The organism is Amycolatopsis sp. NPDC047767 (genome assembly GCF_040704195.1).
Classification (GTDB): domain Bacteria; phylum Actinomycetota; class Actinomycetes; order Mycobacteriales; family Pseudonocardiaceae; genus Amycolatopsis.
In genome coordinates, this window is sequence record NZ_JBEYSJ010000005.1 from 133,129 (window position 1) to 154,640 (window position 21,512).

General features: G+C 68.9%; 18 protein-coding genes and 1 tRNA gene. 16 read left to right on the top strand and 3 right to left on the bottom strand.

The window, feature by feature from the left end; all coding sequences use genetic code 11:
• Nucleotides 1-51 precede the first annotated feature (51 nt).
• Complete coding sequence (locus AB0878_RS11690) at nt 52-996, top strand: 5,10-methylenetetrahydrofolate reductase (protein WP_366578967.1); 945 nt, start codon at nt 52-54, stop codon at nt 994-996.
• Nucleotides 997-1,023: 27 nt separating this feature from the next.
• Here the strand turns inward: AB0878_RS11690 and AB0878_RS11695 are convergent, their stop codons facing one another.
• Nucleotides 1,024-2,277 (bottom strand): LuxR C-terminal-related transcriptional regulator, encoded by a 1,254-nt coding sequence (locus AB0878_RS11695; protein WP_366578969.1) that lies wholly within the window; start codon nt 2,275-2,277, stop codon nt 1,024-1,026.
• Nucleotides 2,278-2,431: 154 nt separating this feature from the next.
• Between AB0878_RS11695 and AB0878_RS11700 the strand changes: the two genes are divergently transcribed.
• The 9 genes from AB0878_RS11700 (at nt 2,432) to AB0878_RS11740 (ending at nt 11,950) form a co-directional block, all read left to right on the top strand.
• Complete coding sequence (locus AB0878_RS11700; RefSeq protein ID WP_366578971.1) at nt 2,432-3,517, top strand: S-(hydroxymethyl)mycothiol dehydrogenase; 1,086 nt, start codon at nt 2,432-2,434, stop codon at nt 3,515-3,517.
• Nucleotides 3,514-4,146, top strand: a complete 633-nt coding sequence (locus tag AB0878_RS11705) for an MBL fold metallo-hydrolase (protein WP_366578972.1) — start codon at nt 3,514-3,516, stop codon at nt 4,144-4,146. Before AB0878_RS11700 ends, AB0878_RS11705 begins: the two co-directional genes overlap by 4 nt.
• A 114-nt stretch (nt 4,147-4,260) precedes the next feature.
• Nucleotides 4,261-6,561, top strand: coding sequence for a LuxR C-terminal-related transcriptional regulator (locus AB0878_RS11710; RefSeq protein WP_366578974.1), 2,301 nt, complete (start codon nt 4,261-4,263; stop codon nt 6,559-6,561).
• A 517-nt stretch (nt 6,562-7,078) separates the two neighbouring features.
• Nucleotides 7,079-7,831, top strand: coding sequence for a PDR/VanB family oxidoreductase (locus AB0878_RS11715; RefSeq protein ID WP_366578976.1), 753 nt, complete (start codon nt 7,079-7,081; stop codon nt 7,829-7,831).
• A 28-nt stretch (nt 7,832-7,859) separates the two neighbouring features.
• Nucleotides 7,860-9,146, top strand: coding sequence for a cytochrome P450 (locus AB0878_RS11720; RefSeq protein WP_366578977.1), 1,287 nt, complete (start codon nt 7,860-7,862; stop codon nt 9,144-9,146).
• A gap of 45 nt (nt 9,147-9,191) precedes the next feature.
• Complete coding sequence (locus AB0878_RS11725) at nt 9,192-9,911, top strand: MoaF C-terminal domain-containing protein (RefSeq protein WP_366578979.1); 720 nt, start codon at nt 9,192-9,194, stop codon at nt 9,909-9,911.
• Between the two features lie 49 nt (nt 9,912-9,960).
• Nucleotides 9,961-10,371: a cupin domain-containing protein gene (locus tag AB0878_RS11730; RefSeq protein WP_366578981.1), complete on the top strand. Its 411-nt coding sequence runs from the start codon at nt 9,961-9,963 to the stop codon at nt 10,369-10,371.
• Nucleotides 10,372-10,409: 38 nt separating this feature from the next.
• Complete coding sequence (locus AB0878_RS11735) at nt 10,410-11,324, top strand: alpha/beta hydrolase (RefSeq protein WP_366578983.1); 915 nt, start codon at nt 10,410-10,412, stop codon at nt 11,322-11,324.
• Nucleotides 11,321-11,950 (top strand): DUF5134 domain-containing protein, encoded by a 630-nt coding sequence (locus AB0878_RS11740; protein ID WP_366578985.1) that lies wholly within the window; start codon nt 11,321-11,323, stop codon nt 11,948-11,950. Before AB0878_RS11735 ends, AB0878_RS11740 begins: the two co-directional genes overlap by 4 nt.
• Nucleotides 11,951-11,965: 15 nt before the next feature.
• Here the strand turns inward: AB0878_RS11740 and AB0878_RS11745 are convergent, their stop codons facing one another.
• Entirely contained in the window at nt 11,966-13,252 is a 1,287-nt protein-coding gene (locus AB0878_RS11745; protein ID WP_366579353.1) for an MFS transporter, read from the bottom strand.
• A gap of 844 nt (nt 13,253-14,096) precedes the next feature.
• On the opposite strand from AB0878_RS11745, the gene AB0878_RS11750 reads away from it, so the two are divergent.
• The 6 genes from AB0878_RS11750 to AB0878_RS11775 all read left to right on the top strand — a co-directional run bounded on the left by AB0878_RS11750 (nt 14,097) and on the right by AB0878_RS11775 (nt 21,005).
• Nucleotides 14,097-14,169: transfer RNA gene (locus AB0878_RS11750), tRNA-Ala, on the top strand.
• Nucleotides 14,170-14,530: 361 nt separating this feature from the next.
• Nucleotides 14,531-16,783 (top strand): RICIN domain-containing protein, encoded by a 2,253-nt coding sequence (locus AB0878_RS11755; protein ID WP_366578987.1) that lies wholly within the window; start codon nt 14,531-14,533, stop codon nt 16,781-16,783.
• Between the two features lie 314 nt (nt 16,784-17,097).
• Nucleotides 17,098-18,228, top strand: a complete 1,131-nt coding sequence (locus AB0878_RS11760) for an ABC transporter substrate-binding protein (RefSeq protein WP_366578989.1) — start codon at nt 17,098-17,100, stop codon at nt 18,226-18,228.
• Between the two features lies 1 nt (nt 18,229).
• A complete protein-coding gene (locus AB0878_RS11765) occupies nt 18,230-19,165 on the top strand; it encodes an ABC transporter permease subunit (protein WP_366578991.1) in 936 nt (311 codons plus the stop codon).
• Complete coding sequence (locus AB0878_RS11770; RefSeq protein ID WP_366578993.1) at nt 19,162-19,932, top strand: ABC transporter permease subunit; 771 nt, start codon at nt 19,162-19,164, stop codon at nt 19,930-19,932. The genes AB0878_RS11765 and AB0878_RS11770 overlap by 4 nt, the downstream gene beginning before the upstream one ends.
• The gene (locus tag AB0878_RS11775; protein ID WP_366578995.1) at nt 19,929-21,005 is read left to right on the top strand and encodes an ABC transporter ATP-binding protein; all 1,077 of its coding nucleotides are present in this window, start codon (nt 19,929-19,931) and stop codon (nt 21,003-21,005) included. The genes AB0878_RS11770 and AB0878_RS11775 overlap by 4 nt, the downstream gene beginning before the upstream one ends.
• A gap of 52 nt (nt 21,006-21,057) precedes the next feature.
• Here AB0878_RS11775 and AB0878_RS11780 read toward each other — a convergent pair whose 3' ends face one another.
• Nucleotides 21,058-21,453 (bottom strand): ester cyclase, encoded by a 396-nt coding sequence (locus AB0878_RS11780; protein WP_366578997.1) that lies wholly within the window; start codon nt 21,451-21,453, stop codon nt 21,058-21,060.
• Between the last annotated feature and the right edge of the window lie 59 nt (nt 21,454-21,512).

Below are 21,512 nucleotides of genomic sequence, written 5' to 3' on the forward strand. Positions count from 1 at the left end.
CGTCGAGGCCATGGCCCACCGTCCGATGGCCGAGCTGCTAACTTCCGCGCCATGGTGGACCACGGCGACAACGCCTCTCTCCGGACGCTGATGACCGACGCCCGAAGCGAGATCCTGCTGTTCGGCATCACGCCGCCCCGCCTGAGCGCCGCCCCCGAGCGCATCCGGGAGATCACCGCGGCGACGTTGGCGCGGCTGGACTCCCTCGACGTGGACGGCCTCGCGCTGTACGACATCGACGACGAGAGCGACCGCAACCCGGCGGAGCGGCCGTTTCCGTACCTGCCGACCCTCGATCCCGCCGTGTACCACGAGGAGTACCTCGGCGAGTGGAACCGCGCGGCGGTCATTTACCGCTGTGTCGGCAAGTACACCGAGGCGCAGCTGCGAACCTGGCTGCAGGCGGCCGACACCGACCGCGTGCTCACCGTTTTCGTCGGCGCGTCCTCGAAGGACAAGGAGGTGCGGACGCGCCTGTCCCAGGCTCAGGCGCTGCGCCGGGACGCGCGCCCGGACGTGCCGCTCGGCGGCGTCGCCATCACCGAACGCCCCGACGAACACCTGCGGCTGATCAGCAAGCAGCAGGCGGGCTGCACGTACTTCATCTCGCAGGTGGTCTACAGCTCCGACGCGGCGAAGAGCATGGTCTCCGACTACTACTACGCCTGCCGTGAGCGGCACCTCGAACCGAAGCCGGTCCTGTTCACCCTGTCGGTTTGCGGCTCGGTGAAGACACTGGCTTTCCTCGAGTGGCTGGGTGTCCACGTCCCACGGTGGCTGGAAAATTCTTTGCGCCACGCCGACGACACGCTGGCCGAGTCCTACGCACACTGCCTCGCGACCGCCCGCGACCTGATCGCCTTCTGCCGCAAACTCGGTCTGCCTTTCGGCTTCCTGGTGGAAAGCGTGTCCATCCGCAAGGCCGAGATCGAGGCGTCGGTCGCGCTCGCCGGCGAGCTGAGTGGATTGCTGCAGCGGGGCGGGAACAGGGGCTGAGCCAGAGCGGGCTCCTTCGCACCCAAGTCAGTCAGCCGTAGTGATCCCCGCTGCCAACGCCAGCGCCGCGGCCTCGCCGCGCGAGCTGACCTCCAGCTTCTTCAACACCCCCGCCACGTGGAACTTCACCGTGCTCTCCGTGATCCCGAGGTCCTCGGCAATGGACTTGTTCCGCCGCCCCCTCGACACCAGGCGCAGCACTTCCAGCTCACGTCGGTTGAGCGCAGACAGCAGCGCGTCATCCGGCTGATCCGAAGCGGGCTCGAACGGCACAGCGATGGCGACGCGGCTGCCCCAGCCGGGGACCGCGTCGACGTCGACGGTCGCGCCGAGGGTTTTCGCGCGGCCGTCGAGCTGGCGGCGGAGGGCGGGGGCGTCGAGGTGGCCGGATTCGCGGTCGCGGATGTCGAGGTACAGCGTGGTGGAGTCGGTCGACCAGGCGATCCGCAGGCGCGTCAGCTCGGGCTGGGTGGTGAAGGCCAGCACCGCCGTGCAGGTCATGGCGCGGGCGGCGTGGGCGATTTCGCCGGGCAGCGGGTGCGCGTCCTTCGGTGGGGTGACGAACTCCAGCTCGGCGTCGTGGTGGCGGAGCATCTGGCGGACTTCGCGGCGGAGCCTGGTGAACGCGCTGTGGGCCGGCTCTTCGGACAGGGCCAGGTCGGACGTCTGCGCCGAGCGCAGGGCCACCAGCGCGGCCGACGCGGCGTCGGTCGCGGCGAGGCGGGCGTGGTGGTCGTCCAGGCGGGTGGAGCGCAGCGCGGTGAGGATCGTGACGAGCGCGGTTTCGTGGGCCGCGGCCATTTCGGCGATCGTGCGGGCCCGTTCGGTCGAGGCCGCGCGGGACTCGGCCAGGTAGTCGGGGCTGGCCTGGGCGACCTGCTGGCGGATGGAGGTCGCGACGATCCCGAACAGCGCACCCAGCAGCGCCGGCTGCGGGCATCGCGCCCGCGGCGAACGCGGGACGAGGGCGAGCAGGGTGCCGCCGGCGTCGAGGGCGGCCCAGACGGTCCGGTCGGCGCCGCCCAGCTCGGCGTGGGTGGTCGTCTGGCTGTCGGGCGGCACGGTGGCTTTGAGCTGCTCGAGCTCGGCGATGGTGATCTTCTCGGTGATCGCCGTGGCGCCGGCGACCTTGCGCGGACGCCCGGTGCACTCGAGGGTGAAGATGACGAGCGCCTGGTGCGGCCAGCGCTCGGCGAGGAACTTCGAGAACCGCGCGGCGATCTCGCGCAGCGGGCCCTCGACGACCTCCCGCAGGTCGGTCAGCTCGGTGGGATCGGACACCGGAACCACGATAACGACCACCGGCCCTGGCCGGAAGACCAGGTTTCCCTCGACCAACGACCAGGTCGCAGTCGCGATCACCCGTTTTAGGGTCGCGTGAGGCATGCGTTGCCGCGCATGCCTCGGGCCGGTGACCAACGGAGGTTTCAGGGAAATGCCACAGCAGGTGCGCGGGGTGATCGCCCGGTCGAAGGGCGCGGCGGTCGAGCTGACGGACATCGTGGTCCCGGACCCCGGCCCCGGTGAAGTGGTCGTCGCCATCGCGGCGTGCGGCGTCTGCCACACCGACCTGACCTACCGCGAAGGTGGCATCAACGACGAGTTCCCGTTCCTGCTCGGCCACGAAGCCGCCGGCACGGTCGAAAGCGTCGGTGCCGGCGTGGAGTCCGTGAAGCCGGGCGACTTCGTCGTCCTCAACTGGCGCGCGGTGTGCGGGCAGTGCCGGGCGTGCAAGCGCGGCCGTCCGCAGTACTGCTTCAACACGTTCAACGCGACGCAGCGCATGACGCTGACCGACGGCACCGAGCTGACCCCGGCGCTGGGCATCGGCGCGTTCGCGGACAAGACCCTCGTGCACGCCGGGCAGTGCACGAAGGTGGACCCGACCGTGGACCCGGCGGTCGCCGGCCTGCTCGGCTGCGGCGTGATGGCCGGGCTCGGCGCAGCGGTCAACACCGGCGGCGTGGGCCGCGGGGACTCGGTGGCGGTCATCGGCTGCGGGGGAGTGGGCGACGCCGCGATCGCGGGCGCCCGCCTCGCCGGCGCGACGACGATCATCGCCGTCGACCGCGACGACCGGAAGCTCGCCTGGGCCCGCGACCTCGGCGCGACGCACACGGTCAACGCGGCCGAGACCGACGCGGTCACCGCCGTCCAGGAGCTCACCGGAGGCTTCGGCGCCGACGTCGTGATCGACGCGGTCGGGCGCCCCGAGACGTGGCAGCAGGCGTTCTACGCCCGCGACCTGGCCGGCACCGTGGTGCTCGTCGGCGTGCCGACGCCGGACATGCGGCTGGAGATGCCGCTGCTGGACTTCTTCGCCCGCGGTGGCTCCCTGAAGTCGTCCTGGTACGGCGATTGCCTGCCGGAGCGTGACTTCCCGATGCTGATCGACCTGCACCGCCAGGGCCGGCTGCCGCTGGACAAGTTCGTCACCGAGCGGATCTCCCTCGACGACGTCGAAAAGGCCTTCCACACCATGCACGCGGGCGAGGTGCTGCGGTCGGTGGTGATCCTGTGAGCGGCGCGTTCCGGATCGACCGCGTCGTCACGTCGGGCGTCTTCGAGCTCGACGGCGGTACGTGGGACGTCGACAACAACGTCTGGCTCGTCGGCGACGACGACGAGGTCGTGGTCGTGGACGCCGCGCACGACGAGAAGGCGATCACCGAGGCCGTCGGCGGCCGCAACGTCGTCGGCATCGTGTGCACCCACGGCCACAACGACCACGTGACCGTCGCCCCGCAGCTGGGCGAGCACCTCCACGCGCCGGTGCTGCTGCACCCGGCGGACCAGGAGCTGTGGGAGCTGACCCATCGCGGGCAGCGGTTCTGGCGCGCGGAAGACGGCGAACGGATCGCGGTCGCCGGCACGGCGCTGGAGTTCATCCACACGCCCGGGCACTCACCCGGCTCGATCTGCCTGCACCTGCCCGAGGCCGGCGCCCTGTTCACCGGCGACACGCTGTTCGCCGGCGGCCCCGGCGCGACCGGCCGCTCGTTCTCGGACTTCCCGACGATCATCTCGTCCATCCGCGACCGGTTGCTGGTCCTGCCGGCGGACACCCGCGTCCACACCGGACACGGCGACGGCACGTCGGTCGGCGACGAATCACCGCACCTGGACGAGTGGATCGCCCGCGGCCACTGAGCGGGCCGGGCACCACGGGCGCAGGTTGACCCCCATCGGGTTCGAACTCATCATGGGCAGAACCGTCGACCGGGCAGCGCTTGCCTGATCGTCCAGCCGACCCGTGGAGGTGCCGTGGCCAAGGCGAGAGCCCGCAGCGGCAACGTTCCCTTCACCGCGACGAGCTTCGTCGGCCGGCGTCAGCAGCGCAAGGAAATCCGCGACCGGCTGGCGGCCGGCCGGCTCGTGAGCTTGATCGGCCCGGGGGGAGTGGGCAAGACCCGGTTGGCGTTGCAGTTCGCCGACGAGATGAACCACCTCTTCGAAAACGGGGTGTACTTCGTCGAGCTCGCGTCCGTCGCGGACGGCGGCGACGTGCCGACAGCGGTCATCCACGCGCTGGGGATCGCGGACCAGTCGAACCGCGACGCCACCGCGAAGCTGGTCGACCACCTTCGCGATCGCGAGATCCTGCTCATCCTCGACAACTGCGAACACGTTCTCGCCGGGGCGGCCCACGTCGTCCACGAAGTGCTGCGACACGCGCCCGCGGCCCGCATCCTGGTCACCACTCGAACGTCGCTGACCGTGACGGAGGAGCTGCTCTACCCGGTACCCCCGCTCACCGTTCCCGACGACGCGGAGCCGGTCAGTCTCGAGGCCCTGGCGCAGTTCGAGTCGATCCGGCTGCTCCAGGAACGGGCCGTGGCCGCGTCCCCCGGGTTCGCCCTCGGTGCGCACAACGCCGCCGCAGCGGCGCGGTTGTGCATTCAGCTGGAGGGAATTCCGCTGGCCATCGAGCTGGCGGTCGCCCGGATGCGCATCCTTTCGCTCGACCAGATCCTGGACCGGTTGTCGGACCGGTTCGGGCTGCTCACCGTCGGCAGCCGATCGGCGGCGCCGCGCCAGCAGACCCTCCGGTCGCTCGTGGACTGGAGTTTCGACCTCTGCACGGAAGCGGAACGCCGGCTGTGGGCGCGCCTCTCCGTCTTCGCGGGCAGTTTCGACCTCACGGCGGCCGAAGGCGTGTGCGGCGACGACGGCGAGGCCACCCTCGATCTCCTGAGCTCGCTGGTGAACCAGTCCGTGCTGAACGTCGAGGACCAGGAATCGTCGAGGCGCTTCCGGATGCTGGAGACCATCCGCGCGTACGGCGCAGAGGTCCTCGAGCGCACCGGCGACTCGGCGCGCTTCCGCGTCCGTCACCGGCAGTACTTCCTCGACGTGGTGAAGGATCTGGAACGGTCGTGGAGCGGGCCCGAGCAAGCCGCCTCGGCCAGGTGGATGCGCGTCGAGCGGGAAAACCTCCGCGCCGCCTTCGAAACCGCCGCCCCGGGCGGAAATTATCAGCTCGAGCTGGTCGCCGGACTGCGTTACCGCTGGTACGCCGACGGGTACATCGCCGAGGGCCGCAGCTGGGCCGACGAAGCGCTCGACGCGTCCGAAGGCGACCGCGCACCCAGTGCGGCTCGGGCGAAAGCCCTGTGGGTCGCCGCCAGAGTCGGCCTGCTGCAAGGCGACCAGGAAGCGGCCGTGCAGCGTCTCGACGAGTGCGAAGCGCTGGCGGTGCGGCTGCACCTGCCGGACGCGGCGGCCCAGTGCCGCGGTCTGCGGGGACTCGCCGCGCAGCTTCGTGGCGACCTCGCCGAAGCCGAGAAGCACTTCGAGGTCGCGCTGCGCGAGCTGGCGGACGTCGGCGAGACCCCGGAATGGCTGATGGCGTCGTTCGAGTACGCCGTCACGCTTTCCCTCGCCGGCCGCAGTGCGGACTCGATCGCCGTCAGCACGTCGGCGCTGGCCGTGTGCCGTCAGCGCGACGAACGCTGGGCGCGGTCCTACCTGAAGTGGAGCCAAGGCCTCGACCAGTGGCTGCGCGGCGACTGCGCGGCGGCGCAGACCACTGCGGTCGACGCGCTTCGCGACCACCGCGATTTCGATCCGTCCTTGGGCACCGCGTTGATGACCGAGCTGCTGGCCTGGATCGCGGCGTCGACCGGGCAGTGCGAGCGCGCGGCACAGCTGCTCGGCGCGTCCCGAAGCCTGTGGCAGCGCACGGGTACGGAGCTGGTGGCGTTCGGGCCGAAGCTCACCGGCTTCCACTCCGCGTGTCTCGCTCAGCTCGAACGGACCATGCCGGCCCGCGCCCTGACCACGGCGATGCAGGCGGGGGCCAAGCGATCTCCGACGGGGATCATCGCCTACGCCTTGGCGGAGCAGCTCGCCGAGCGGGCTCCCGAGGGTGAATCACCCGTGCTCACCAGCCGGCAACAGGAGATCGCCGCGTTGATCTCGAAAGGGCTGACCAGCCCGCAGATCGCGGCGGCACTGGTGATCTCCGCGCGCACGGTGGAAAGCCACATCGACAACATCATGACGCGCCTGGGGTTCAGCTCGCGCAGTCAGATCGCGTCCTGGTACATCGCGCAGTCGCTCTGACCGGGCCGCGAATCCACCACCTTCCGTTGCGGTACTAGACCTCGCAGGTCAGGGCCGTTTCGACGGCTGCGCTCGGTACGGACGTCCGTAACTTCCGTACCGCCTCCCGTGATCTCCCCCATGTGCGTGCTCCCACAGTGACGGAGATTACAAGGGCTGCCAGTCAGCGACGCACTAACCGGCCGAGCCGCCGGCGTGCGGTGGTGCAACGAAGCACACGTCGGGGCACCCGGCGAAATCCGAAGGAGTCCCCATGGCATCGCAGTTCGAGGCCGGACACTCCGGTCAACAGCCCCGGTGGGCGGACCCCGAGACACAGGCGCACGACGACCTCGTGGTGGAAGTCAAGGCGAAGACGCCGATCACCGACACCATCACGCAGCTGACCCTCGTCCGCGCCGACGGTCGCGACCTCCCCGCGTGGACGCCGGGGGCGCACATCGACCTCGTGCTCGGACCGGGCCTGGTCCGGCAGTACTCCCTGTGCGGCAGGCCGAGTGACCTTCGTTCGTGGCAGGTGAGCGTGCTGCACCAGCCCGACGGCCGAGGTGGCTCCGCACGCGTCCACCAGGAGGTGCGCGAAGGCGACAACATCGCCGTTCGGGGGCCACGCAACAACTTCCGCCTCGTCGAAGCGCCCGAGTACCTGTTCATCGCCGGCGGAATCGGCATCACCCCGATCCTGCCGATGATCGAGTCGGTCGATCGGGCGGGCGCCGAATGGTCGCTGGTCTACGGCGGCCGCAGCCGGGGCAACATGGCGTTCGCCCCTGACCTGAAACAAGCTCACCGCGACGGCGTGACGCTGGTTCCGGAGGACACGCACGGCCGCATCGATCTCGCGGGCATCCTCGCCGGAGTCTTCCCGGGCACCGCGATCTACGGGTGCGGCCCGGAGGGTCTGCTGTGCGCGGTGGAGGAGATGGCTGCGGACTTCGGAATCGCCGGCCAGATCCACCTGGAGCGGTTCACTCCCAAGCCTCAGCTCGACGAAGCCGTCCTCGACAATTTCGAAGTCGAATTCGTGCGAAGCGGGATCACAGTTTCCGTCGGGCCGGACGAGTCGATTCTCGGCGTCGCGCGGGCGGCCGGCATTCCCGCGCCGTTCTCCTGCTCGGAAGGCACGTGCGGGACCTGCGAAACGAACATCGTGTCGGGCCGGGCGGACCACCGCGACTCGGTTCTCAGTCCTGAGGAGCAGGAAGAGAACAGCACGTTGATGATCTGCATCAGCCGAGCCGCATGTCCGAAGATCCAGCTCGATCTCTGACCGCACACCGAAGAGAGGAAGGCTGCCCATGGACAGCGCTGTCAGCAGCAACGAACCGGTGACCGGGTGCCCGGTCGCGCACACGGCCGCGGGTTTTTCGTTCTTCGACCGTGAATACCAGGAGAACCCGGGAGCGTCGCTGGCCTGGGCCCGCGAGAGCCAGCCGGTGTTCTACAACGACGACTCGGACTACTGGGTCGTCACGCGGCACGAAGACGTCAAATCGGTTTTCAGCCAGTTCAACAAATTCTCCGCGGCGATTACGCTGACGCCGGTCACGCCCCCGTCCGAAGCGGCGGGCGCGCAACTCGAGAAGTACGACTTCGCGCCCTGCCCCGTGCTCGCGGATTCCGACCCGCCGATGCACCGGCAGTACCGCCGGCTGAACGCGCCGGCGTTCATGCCCGACCGGATCGACCCCCTCGCCCCCTACATCCGCCAGACGACGAACGACTACATCGACCGGTTCATCGAGCGCGGCCACGCCGACCTCATCGCCGACATGCTCTGGGACATCCCGTGCCTGGTCGCGTTGCAGTTCCTGGGGATTCCCGAAGAGGACGTCGACACCGTGCGCAGGCTGGCGACGTCGATGACCGAGTTCGTCTGGGGACGGCCGAGCCCCGAGGAGCAGGTGCGCGCCGCCGACGGCCTGGGCCAGTTCTGGGCGATGGGTGAGCGGGTCATCGGGAAACTGAAGGAGCTCGACGACCCGCCCGGCTGGCTGGGCCACGCGATCAAGATGCAGCGCGAACACCCGGACGTCATCTCCGACACCTGGCTGCAGACGAACGTCATGGGTGGCGCGATGGCGGCGCACGAAACCACGACGAACGCCACCGCGAACGCCGTCGTGACGCTGCTGCGCAACCGCGACCAGTGGGAGCGCCTGTGCGCGCAGCCTTCGCTGATCCCCGGCGCGGTCGAGGAATGCCTGCGGCTCAACCCTTCCGTGGCCGCGTGGCGGCGGCTCGCGAAGGAAGACGTGCAGGTCGGCGATGTGACGATTCCCGCCGGCGCGAAGATCCTCATGGTGATCGCGTCGGCGAACCAGGACGACGCGGTGTTCGAGGAGCCCGAACGGTTCGACATCGACCGGGACGCCAAGGCGCACATCGCGTTCGGCGCCGGCACGCACATGTGCCTGGGCAACCACCTCGCGCGGCTCGAGATGGTCATCTACCTGGAGGAGCTCACGCGGCGCCTGCCGCACATGACGCTCGACCACCAGGAGTTCCACTACGTGCCCAACACCTCGTTCCGGGGCCCGGAAGCGCTGCACGTCAGCTGGGACGTCGAAAAGAACCCGTCCTGACCTGACCCGGTGTTCGCGGTCCGAAGAAGAACGGAGAAAGCACCCATGACCAGACACTCCACTGTGGCCGGTCGCGAGATCGTGTTCACGAACTCGTACGGCAGCCGCGTGGTGCATCGCTTCGGCGCGACGATTCTCGACTGGAGCTACGAACCCGGACCCGGCGACCCGCACCCGGCGTTGTCCGGGCGCGACGATTACGAGGCCTTTGAGATCGCGGATGGGCTGGTGTACACGCAGTTCCACCACCAGGTGGACGTGCCCGACGTGGCCGTCAGCCTCGTCCTCGACTTCGAGCACGGGCGCAGCCTGGCCGTCGTGAGCACGATCGAGGACCGGGCCAGGGTGCGGCACACGTTCCTGCCCGGCCTCATCGAGGGGCTGGCGACGAGCGGGACGGAACCGGCACCCACGGCCGCGCTCCTGGGCCGGCGAGTGCGGTGGACCTACGGCGACGGAAGCCGCTACGAGCACGTCCACGTCGAACCGAACGCGAACTCGTGGCGCTGCGTGTCCGGCCCCTCGGCCGGTCTCACCGGTACTGACGAGTGCACGACTTATGAGCTCCGGCCCGAGATCTACGTCCTCGCCGCACGGGAAAAGGCGGCTCCTTCCGCCTCCGTCACCATTGCCGACCACCGCGACCTCGCGGCTCTGCGCGCGTACGGGGCGGTCTTCGGGCTGGACCGGACCGGCGCACAGCCGACGCAGCACACCTTCGGCGCGGCCGGCGAACTGCTGGGCCACACCGCAACCACTGTCTGAACCCGGATCGGGCGCACCTCGCGCTCGTCCTCGAAGAAAGGAAACAGCCATGCTGGCCAAGGGAAACGTTCAGGTCACCGATCTCCTCCACGCCACTCCGCCCGCGATCCCGGAGGGTTCGCACGCGATGACGCAGCTCGTCGAGCTCCCGCCGGCCGACCCGGGCCTCGCGCCGCACCGCCACTCCGGACCGGTATTCGGTTACGTGACCGAAGGCAAGATCTTCTTCGAGCTGGAAGGCGAGGAGCCGCGGGAAATCGTTGCGGGTGAGGCGTTCTGGGAGCCCGGTGGTGACGTCGTGCACTACCAGGTCGCGAACCCGGACCCGGACTCCTGGGCGCGGTTCGTCGCCGTGTGCATCTGCGCTCCCGGCGTGGAGATGATCACGATGCTGGAGCCGGAGGAGATCGTGGCTCGCGATCACCTGCGCCACCCGAGCGCCCGGCAGCACCAGGGCTGACCGTCGCCGCGACCGGATCTTAAACGAGACGAGGATTCATGTCAGTACTGTCGCGACGGCCGGTGGCCGACATCGTCGCCCGCAGGTTCGCCGCCAAGATCAACTCGGCGATCCACCCCGCCGGCGAACCTCGGTTCCCCGAAATCACTGTCCGCACCACCGACATCAGCGTCGACACTCGCCACGGTCCGGTCGCCGCGACGCTGTACTTCCCGCCGTCGTCGGACGCCGGCGTCCCCGGCGTCTACGTCAACGCCCACGGCGGCGGATTTGTCGTGGGGCACCGCCAACAGGACGACGCCTGGTGCCGCTTTCTGGCCGCGCACGCCGGTGTTGTCGTGCTGAACACCGACTACGCGCTGGCCCCTCAAACGCGGTTCCCCACGCCAGTCGAACAGTTCTACGACGTGGTCCGCTGGGCGTCGGCACCCGAGCGCGACTGGGACGGCACCCGCCTGTGCGTCGGCGGCCAAAGCGCGGGCGGCAACCTGTCCGCGGCCGTGTCGCGGATGGCCCTGGAGAACGGCGGGCCCGCGATCTCCTTGCAGATCCTGCACTACCCGCCGCTCGACATCGTCACCCCGCCGTCGCGGAAGCCGACGCCGTTGGGCTCGAAAGCCGTGCTGCAGCCGTGGCTCTGCGAGGTCTTCGACACCGCCTACGTGCCCGACCGCGCTGTCCGCCGCCACCGGTTCGTCTCCCCGGCCTGGGGCGACAACGCCGACGGCATCGCGGGCATCGCACCGGCTCTGGTCATCGCCGCGGAGTACGACCGCTTGCGCAACGAGGCCAAGCAGTACGCGGACAAGCTCTCCGCGGCCGGCGCGCTCGCGGAGTACATCGAGGTGTCCGATGTGGACCACGGCTACGACATCATGACCAACGAGACGGACACGATCCGCCGCATGTACTCCCGCATCACCGACCACGTCACCCGCGCCCTCGCCCGATGATCCACGACCCCGTTCTCCGGTGGGTCCTCACCGCGCTCTTCGCCCTCTGCGCGGCCGAGCGCGTGCACGGAATCGCCGTCGGGCGCCTGCCTTGGCAGGGCGTCGTCGGCCATTCCTTGCACGCGCTCATGGGTCTCGCGATGGCGTTGACGGCCTGGCCGCCCGGCGCCGCCCTTCCGACGACGGGGTTTGTGCTGTTCTCTTTACTGGCGGCGTTGTGGTTCATCACGTCCGCCGCGCGGGTCGCCGGCCATCGCCGCTCGAACGCTTACCACGCCTTGACGATGCTCGCGATGGCGTGGATGTACACCGCGATGACCGTCGGCCCGCCACCGGCCCCGGCTGCGCTGGCGGGGCACGGTGCTCCGATGCCGGTCATGCGCATGCCGGGAATGCACATGACCGACGTGCCCATTGTGGCGACCACCACCGGCACGTCCCCGTTCATCACCCTGCTGAACTGGCTGCTCACCATCGGCTCCGCCGTCGCAGGTGCGTGGTGGCTTTCGGAGCTCCTCGCCCGCCGTCGCATCAAGCCACTCGCCTCGAGCCGCGCCCAGCTCGCCATCGCCACCCAGGCCCTGATGGCCGCGGGCATGGCGACGATGTTCGCCGTGATGATGTAGCGCTTGAGCGGTGGCCTACGACCCCTGCGCGGACCTGTCGCTCTGCTCCGCCACCGCTGACTGGCGTGGCCGGGCACCTACCGCGATGGTGACGATCGCCCCGGCAACCATGCAAGCGCCGACAACCCACAAGCCCGTGCGCTGCGTTCCGGTCAGATCGCGCAGCCAGCCAGTGATGTACGGCGCCGCGAAGCCGGAGATATTGCCCAGTGAGTTGATCAGCGCGATCCCTCCCGCAGCGGCAGCTCCGGCGAGGAAGTTCGAGGGCAGCGCCCAGAACGTCGGCAGCGCACAGCACACACCGACGGCGCACACCGTCACGGCGGCCATCGCGGCGTAGGGATTGCCCAGGTACAGCGCGATCGGGATGGCGATGCCGCCGACCAGCATCGGCAGCGCCACGTGCCACTTGCGCTCTGCGGTGCGGTCGCCGTGGCGAGCCCAGAGCACCATCACCACCGCGCCGATCACGTACGGAATCGCGTTGACCAGCCCGGACTGGACCACGGTGAGCTTCGTGCCGAACTCCGCGCCGAACCCGGCGATGATCGTCGGCAGGAAGAAGCCGAGCGCGTACAGCCCGTAGGCGATGGCGAAATACACGAACGCCAGCGCGAGGATCCGCGGGTGCGTGAGCGCCTTCTTCAGCGGCCAGTGGTGCTCGGCGACGGTCGCCTTCCGTTCGTTTTCCAGCTCGGTGATGAGCCACTGCCGCTCGTTCGCGTTGAGCCACTTCGCGTCTTCCGGCTTGTCGGTGAGCCAGAACCACGTCGCGAACGCCAGCAGGATCGCCGGCACACCCTCGACCAGGAACATGAACCGCCAGCCGTCCAGGCCGAACACCCCGTGACCACCGGCGATCAACAGGCTCGAGACCGTGGACCCGATAGCGGATGACACCGGCACCGCAACCATGAACAGCGCTACGGCCTTCGCCCGCTGCGCGGCCGGGAACCAATACGTCAGGTACAGGATGATGCCGGGAAAGAACCCGGCTTCGGCCACGCCCAGCAGGAACCGCAGGACGACCAGCGTGGTCGCATTGGGCACGAAGGCCAGCACCGTCGCGAGAACACCCCAGGTGATCATGATCCGCGCCAGCCACCGCCGCGCACCGAACCGGTGCAGCGCGAGGTTGCTCGGCACTTCGAGGATGAGATACCCGAGAAAGAAGATGCCCGACACGAACCCGAACGCCGTCGCCGTCAACCCGAGGTCCTCGTTCATCCCATTGGGCCCGGCGAACCCGATGTTCACGCGGTCCAGGTAGTTCACGAAGTACAGCAACGCGAGGAACGGCATGATCCGCACCGCCACCTTGCCGAGCACACGATCACCGGGCCCGCTGGTCTCCCTTGACACGGACAGCCCCCATTCTCTCGGCTCCCGATGGAACCAGGCCGGTTGACCACCGAGTCCGCCGTTTCAGGATCGGAACCTGTGTGAATTCCGGACCATTTGCCGGCACCGTAGCACAACGAGCGCTGTCAGTGGCCATCGACAGCTGCGGCTGCACATTTCGGGGAAGGGTGTGATGACTGGAATCCGGCTGTATATGCCGAGGTCGGGGCCTTCTGGTCGAGTTGCCACATTTGAAATTCAGGTAATGGATGTGCCGCCGGAAAACAGACGGCGCGCCTTGTTTGGTAGGAGATATATTTGAGAGTATCAATTCATCGCCAGCGTGCGATAGACGTATTTCAAGCGGTATGTTGTCGGTGAATGGCGTGAATACGAAGTGCTCGATGGCCCGTGCATCTAGTGAAGGTGTGGCGGGTTGCGGTCCCGGCGGGCGGATGGTCCGATGGACTCGGCGGTGGGTCTCGCTCGCGGAGGATGCGCGGACTTGGCGTCGTGGCGCCGGTGCCTGAGTTGGCCTCATCGGGAGTTGGGCGCCGGGTGGCTGTGGTGTCACGTTCCGCGATGGTTCGGTGAGGTGTCGCGACGCAGTTGGTTGTGGCGGACTGGAGCCGGGGCCGCTTCCTCGCCGGCCCACGCCGGCCGGGTGGGATGCTCCGCGGGTTACGGAAGCATGGTCCGACCTGGGGTTTTGGGGGCTTCGGGCCTTGGTGGACCCCCCGGTGAAGGCGGCCTGTGGCGGGGTGTAGTCTTTGTTCACACGAGATGCGGAGTTCACCTTCGCTTCGGGGCTATGGCGCAGCTGGTAGCGCACCTCACTGGCAGTGAGGGGGTCAGGGGTTCGAGTCCCCTTAGCTCCACTCTCGAAGAAACCCCTTCGATTTCAGCTTTCCGGCTGGTCGGAGGGGTTTTCTGCGTCGCCGGGCCTGCGTTCCCCGGATGGAACCACTCGGGCCGGGGCCCGTGGTCTGGCCAAGCAGCTGCTCGGTGCCACAACGGTGTAGGTCATCGCCGGGCGCGAGACACCGCGAGAAACCCCAGCTCAAGAGCCTCTTCATGACTTATTTTTAGCTCTGTATTGACTCCCTGTGTGGTCGCCGTTACATTTTCACCCGGTTGTGACGCCGAGGTCCCCGCCCGCTACGCCGCGTCTTCATGTTTGGGCATGAGCCTTGCCGTTTCCTGCTCGTCGAACGCCGCGGTGCGGTGGAGGAGGTTCCGATGGGATTGCGGAGAGTGGGCACGGTGGTGCTGTCCGCGTTCGCGCTGGTGAGTGGGTATGCGGGGGTGTCGCAGGCGGAGCCGGCAGCCCAAGCCCCAGTACAAGCTCAAGCGCAGCCCCAACCTCAGGCGCAAGCCCAAGTCATCTCGCCCGATCAGTGGTACACCGTGCAGGCCGTCAACAGCGGCAAGTGCGTAGACGCCAAATCCGCCGCCAGCGCCAACGGCACCGTCGTCCAGCAGTACAGCTGCAACCAGACCGCATCGCAGGCTTGGCAGTTCCAGCCCACCACCGACGGCTACGTCCGCGTGAACACGCAGCTCAACCCGGCCCAGTCCTGGGACATCACGAACGTCTCCAAGGACGACGGCGGGCTCGTGCAGCTCTGGTCGTACTCCAACGGCGCCAACCAGCAGTGGCAGCCGGTCCAGGAGGCGAGTGGTGCGTACCACTTCGTGAACCGCAACAGCGGCAAGTGCCTCGACGTGCCGAGTGCTTCTATCGCAGACAGCGTTCAGCTTCAGCAGTACACCTGTAATAACACCAGTGCGCAGTCGTTCACAATGACTCCCGTGGGTGGCACTACAACTCCTCCGGACTCCGACCAGCCGGACCTCGGCCCGAACGTCGTGATCTTCGATCCGTCGATGTCCGCCGCGAGCATCCAGAGCAGGCTGAACAGCATCTTCAGCCAGCAGGAGAAGAACCAGTTCGGCAGCCAGCGCTACGCCGTGATGTTCAAGCCGGGCACGTACTCCAACGACGTGAACGTCGGCTTCTACACGCAGGTCCTCGGCCTCGGGCTCAGCCCCGACGCCGTGACGATCAACGGCGCCGTGCACGTGGAGGCCGACTGGTTCCCGCCGCAGAACGCGACGCAGAACTTCTGGCGCGGCGCCGAGAACCTGTCGGTGAACCCGACCGGCGGGGCCGACCGGTGGGCGGTGAGCCAGGCGGCGCCCTACCGGCGCATGCACGTGCGCGGTGACCTGCAGCTCGACGACGGCGGCTGGGCCAGCGGCGGCTGGATCTCCGACTCGAAGATCGACGGCCAGGTCCGCTCCGGCTCCCAGCAGCAGTGGATCTCGCGCGACTCGCAGTTCGGCAGCTGGAACGGCTCCAACTGGAACATGGTCTTCGTCGGCGTGAACGGCGCGCCGCAGAACACGTTCCCGAGCCCGCCCTACACCACAGTCGGCCAGGCGCCGGTGGTGCGCGAGAAGCCGTTCCTCTACATCGACAGCGCCGGCAAGTACCAGGTCTTCGTGCCGGCCCTGCGCACCAACACCTCCGGCACCAGCTGGGCCAACGGCACCGCGCCGGGCTCGTCGCTGCCGATCGACCAGTTCTACATCGCCAAGCCGGGCGCCTCGGCGGCCGACATGAACGCCGCGCTCGCGGCGGGCAAGAACCTGCTGATCACGCCGGGTGTCTACCACCTCAACCAGACCCTGCACGTGACCCGCCCCGACACCGTGGTCCTGGGCCTCGGCATCGCGACCCTGGTGCCCGACAACGGCATCACCGCGATGAACGTGGACGACGTCAACGGCGTGAAGGTCGCCGGCCTGCTCGTCGACGCCGGCACGACGAACTCGACCACGCTCATGCAGGTCGGCGCGCCCGGCTCGACCGCCGACCACTCGGCCGACCCGACGTCGCTGCACGACGTGTTCTTCCGCATCGGCGGCCCGGCTGTTGGCAAGGCGACCAACAGCCTGGTGGTGAACAGCAACAACGTGATCGGCGACCACATGTGGATCTGGCGCGCCGACCACGCGGCGAACAACAGCTTCGTCGGCTGGAACACCAACACCGCCGACAACGGGCTGACCGTCAACGGCAACAACGTCACCATGTACGGCCTGTTCGTCGAGCACTACCAGAAGACGCAGGTCGTCTGGAACGGCAACGGCGGGCGCACGTACTTCTTCCAGAACGAGATGCCCTACGACGTGCCCAACCAGGCCGCCTGGATGAACGGCTCAACGCAGGGCTACTCCGCCTACAAGGTCGGCCCGAACGTGACCAGCCACGAAGCCTGGGGCCTGGGCAGCTACTGCTTCTTCAACACCAACCCGTCGGTCGCCAGCGCCCACGCGTACGAGGCGCCGAACACCCCGGGCGTGCGGTTCCACGACATGGTCACCGTGTCGCTGAACCACGCGGGCACGATCACCCACGTCATCAACACGACGGGCGCGACCACGCCCGACGGGACGCGGCCGGTGAACTTGGTGAGCTACCCCTAGCCCACCGCCGAAGACAACCGGTGCGCGCCGTGGTGGCGGCCTCGGCGCGCACCGGTTCCCAGTCCACATGAGAACGAGCAAGAGATCGTTTATCGTCGCCCAGTTCCCGGGAATCCCGGAAACTGGGCGACTTTTTCGTGACCACAACGTTCACAAAGATCACCGGCCGCACCGGCACCGTCGCGCTGCGCCGAAGCACGACCAGCGTGCATGATCAAGGCACCCGGCATTCACGTCCGGTTCACGGCCCGTCTGTGTCCTTCGTGGACTGTTCGCTCGGCATTCCCACCCCGGGTATCAAAGGACTGGACCAAGTGAAAAGACGTTTCGCCGCCCTGGCCGCCGTCGCGGCCGCCGGCACGCTCCTGCTCACCGCCTGCGGGGGTGGCGCGTCGGGCTCGGAGCAGAGCTCGGGCGCCGCCACCGCCAAGTCCGCCGCCGACCTCGGTGGTATGGACAAGCTCGTCGACGCGGCCAAGAAGGAGGGCGCGCTCAACGTGATCGCCCTGCCGCACGACTGGGCCAACTACGGCGAGATCCTCGACGCCTTCAAGAAGAAGTACGGCCTGAAGGTCAACGAGGCCAACCCCGAAGGCGCGAGCCAGGACGAGATCAACGCCGTCAAGCAGCTCAAGGGCCAGGACCGCGCGCCCGACGTGGTCGACCTCGGCAGCGCGTTCGCCCTCTCGGCCGCGTCCGACGGCCTGCTGGCGCCCTACAAGGTCGCCACCTTCGACGACATCCCGGCAGGCCAGAAGGCCGACGACGGCTCCTGGTTCTTCGACTACGGCGGCTTCATCTCCATCGGCTACGACGCCTCGAAGGTCACCAACCCGCCGAAGACGCTGGCCGACCTCAAGAAGCCCGAGTACAAGGGCAAGGTCGCGCTGAACGGCGACCCGACGAAGGCGGGCGCGGCGTTCGCCGGCGTCTACGCCGCGGCCCTGGCCAACGGCGGTTCGTTCGCCGACATCAAGCCGGGTGTGCAGTTCTTCGCCGACCTCAAGAAGTCCGGCAATTTCATCCCGGTGCAGTCGAGCGCGGCCACCATCGAGAGCGGCCAGACCCCGATCACGCTCGACTGGGACTACCTGCAGGCCGGCTACGCCGCGAAGCTCAAGGGCAAGGTCGACTGGAAGGTCGCCGTCCCGAGTGACGGCGTCTACTCGAACTTCTACGCCCAGGGCATCAGCAAGACCGCCCCGCACCCCGCCGCCGCGCGGCTGTGGGAGGAGTTCCTCTACTCCGACGAGGGCCAGAACCTGTTCCTGAAGGGCCTTTCGCGCCCGGCGCGCCTGCCGAAGATGGAAGCCGCCGGCACGGCCGACAAGACCGCGCTGGCCGCACTGCCGAAGGTGGAGGGCGACGTCAAGTTCCCCACCGACGCGCAGGTCAACGACGCCAAGAAGGTCCTGGCCGACGAGTGGGCCAAGGCGCTCGGCTGACGTGACCGCCGAAACCGTCACCGCGGCGGCGGGAGTGGCCCCGGCCGCTCCCGCCGCCGCGCCCGTGCGCCCCGGGTCCGCGCGGCGCGTGCTCTCGTGGGTGGCGGGCCACCTCGGCCTGCTGCCGTTCCTGCTCTACACCGGCGTGTTCCTCGGCGCGCCGGTGGTGATGGTCGCCATCGGCGCGTTCCAGGACAACGACGGCGCCTTCACCACGGAGAACCTCACCGCGGCGTTCGCCGACCAGTTCGGGCGCTCGTTCGCCACCAGCATCGAGCTCTCGGCGCTCACGGCCGCAGCCGGAGCGATCCTCGGCGCCGTCCTGGCCAACGCGGTGCTCGGCTCGAAGCCCGACGGCCTGCTGCGCAAGGTCGTCTCGAGCGCCGCCGGCGTGCTCGCGAACTTCGGCGGCGTGCCGCTGGCGTTCGCGTTCATCGCGACGCTCGGCAGCATCGGCATCGTCACCAAGGCGCTGGCGGGCCTCGGCTTCGACATCTACGCCGGCGGCTTCAACCTGTTCACGTTCACGGGTCTCGCGATCGTCTACGTGTACTTCCAGATCCCGCTGATGGTGATCGTCTTCACCCCGGCGCTGGAGGGCATGCGCGAGCAGTGGCGCGAGGCCGCGGCGAACCTCGGAGCCACGCGGGCGCAGTACTTCCGGCTGATCGCCGTGCCGGTGCTGCTGCCGCCGTTCCTCGCCTCGACGCTGCTGCTGTTCGCCAACGCGTTTTCCGCCTACGCCACGGCGTACGCGCTGACCACCGGCGTCGTGCCGCTCGTGCCGATCCAGATCGGCTCGCTGGTGAGCGGCAACGTCGTGGCCGACCAGCAGAACCTCGGCAAGGCGCTGGGGCTCGGCATGGTCGTGGTGGTCGCGCTGGTGATGGCGATCTACGCGTACCTGCAGAAGCGCGCTTCGAGGTGGCTGTCGTGAGGAACAAAGCCCTGCGCTGGACCGTGCTGACGCTGTTCGGCCTGTACTTCCTCGTGCCGATGGGCGCGTCGGTGGAGTTCAGCCTCCGCGACGTGAACAACACGCACAGCTTCGCCTCCTGGGGCAAGATCCTCGACGAGCCGGACCTGCTGCCCACGCTCGGCACGTCGCTGTGGGTCGCGGCCGGCACGGTGGCGCTCACGCTGCTGCTGATGGTGCCCACGGTGAGCTGGGTGCACCTGCGCAAGCCGAAGCTGCGCCGCCTCATCGAGGGCGTGAGCCTGCTGCCGCTGGTGATCCCGCCGATCGTGCTGGTCAACGGCGTGCTCGTGGTGTTCCGCGACGCGCCGGAGGTGATCAACGGGACGCCCGTGATCCTCGTGCTGGAGTACGTGATCCTCGCGCTGCCCTTCACCTACCGCACGCTTGACGCGGGCCTGGCGGCGATCTCGCTGCCGACGCTGGTGGAGGCCGCGCGCAGCCTCGGCGCTTCGTGGCCGACGGTGCTGCTGCGGGTGATCGTGCCCAACATCCGCTCGGCCGTGTTCGGTGCCGCGTTCCTCAACCTGGCGCTGGTGCTGGGCGAGTACACGCTGGCGAGCATCCTGCTGATGGACACCTTTCCCGTGTGGACGGTCAGCACCGGGCAGTCGGAGGCGGGCGTGTCCGTCGCCGTTTCCCTGCTGTCGCTGCTGGTCGCGTTCCTGCTCCTGTTCGTCCTGTCCCTTGTGGCCGGTCGCCGCAAGGCTTCGCGAGGTGTGGCGTGAAAACTGTCCTGGAGACTCCGCAGGCGAAGACCGGTGCGTCGGTCGAGTTCCGCGGCCTGCGCCGCGAGTTCGGCGAGGTGCGGGCGCTCGACGGGCTGGACCTGACGATCGCGCCGGGCGAGCTCGTCGCCCTGCTCGGCCCCTCGGGTTGCGGCAAGACGACGGCACTGCGCGTGCTCGCGGGCCTGGAGGCGGTGGACGCCGGCGAGGTGCTGGTGGACGGCACCGACGTGGTCGGCGTGCCGGCCAACAAGCGCGACATGGGCATGGTGTTCCAGGCCTACAGCCTGTTCCCGAACCTCACGGTGCGCGACAACGTGGCCTTCGGCCTGCGGTTGCGCGGCGTCGCCACGGCGGCGCGGCAGAAGCGGGCGCAGGAGCTGCTGGAGCTCGTCGGGCTGTCGGCGCAGGAGAAGCGCTACCCGCACCAGCTCTCCGGTGGCCAGCAGCAGCGCGTGGCGCTGGCCCGCGCGCTGGCGATCGAGCCGCGCGTGCTGCTGCTCGACGAACCCCTGTCGGCGCTGGACGCCCTCGTGCGCACGCAGCTGCGCGACGAGATCCGCCGGCTGCAGCTGCGCGTGGGCATCACGACTCTGTTCGTGACCCACGACCAGGAGGAGGCGCTCTCGATCGCCGACCGCGTGGGCGTGATGCGGTCCGGGCGCCTCGAGCAGTGCGACAGCCCGGCCGAGCTCTACGCCCGGCCCGCGACGGCGTTCGTCGCGGAGTTCGTCGGCACCATGAACCGCCTCCCGGGTGTGGTGGCGGTCGGCGGCGCGTCCGTCGACGTGGCGGGGGAGCGGCTCGTGCTGGCCGAACCGGGCCGGCGCACGGACGGCGACGCCGTGACGGTCCTGGTCCGCCCGGAAGCGGTGACGCTCGTGGCCGCCTCGGACGGCCGCGCGGTGGTGACCGACCACAGCTTCCGCGGCGCGGTCACCCGCGTGACGGCGCTGCTGTCCGACGGCACGGCGGTGCTGGCCGACCTCCCGAGCGTCTCGGCGGCGGAGCTGCTGCCGGGTACGGGAGTGGACGTGGCGTTCGGGACGCAGCCGGTCCTGCTGGCGACCTGACGCCGGGCTCGCCGCCGGAGACCGTGCCCCGATCCCCGGCGGCGGCCTCCGCTCAGGCGGCGAGCTGGCTCATCAAGGAGTGGACGTCGATCACCTGCCACAGCTCGGCGATGCGCCCGGCCCGCAGGCGCAGCACGGCGGTGGCGCGCACGCTGATCGAGGTACCGGTGGGCGGCGTTCCGTGGAAGTCGCCGTCGTGGGTGCCGGTCAGCGTCCAGCGAACGGCGGCTTTGTCGCCGTCCACCAGCACGTCGTCGATGTGCAGCGCGGCGTCGGAGAACGCCGAGCGCACGATCCGGTCGGCGCCGACGAAGGCGTCCCGGGCGGGCTGGTCGACGTCGCCGTGGGTCACGGCGTCGGGGGTGAGCAGCTCGTCGAACAGCTCGAAGCGCTGGTCGTTGACCAGCTCGGCGTAGAAGCGTTCGACGGTTTCGCGGGTGGTGGCCACAGGGGTCCCCTCTCTACTGTGATGGTGGTTGCGGTTTCCGCCTCCTGCAGGGGCGCAGT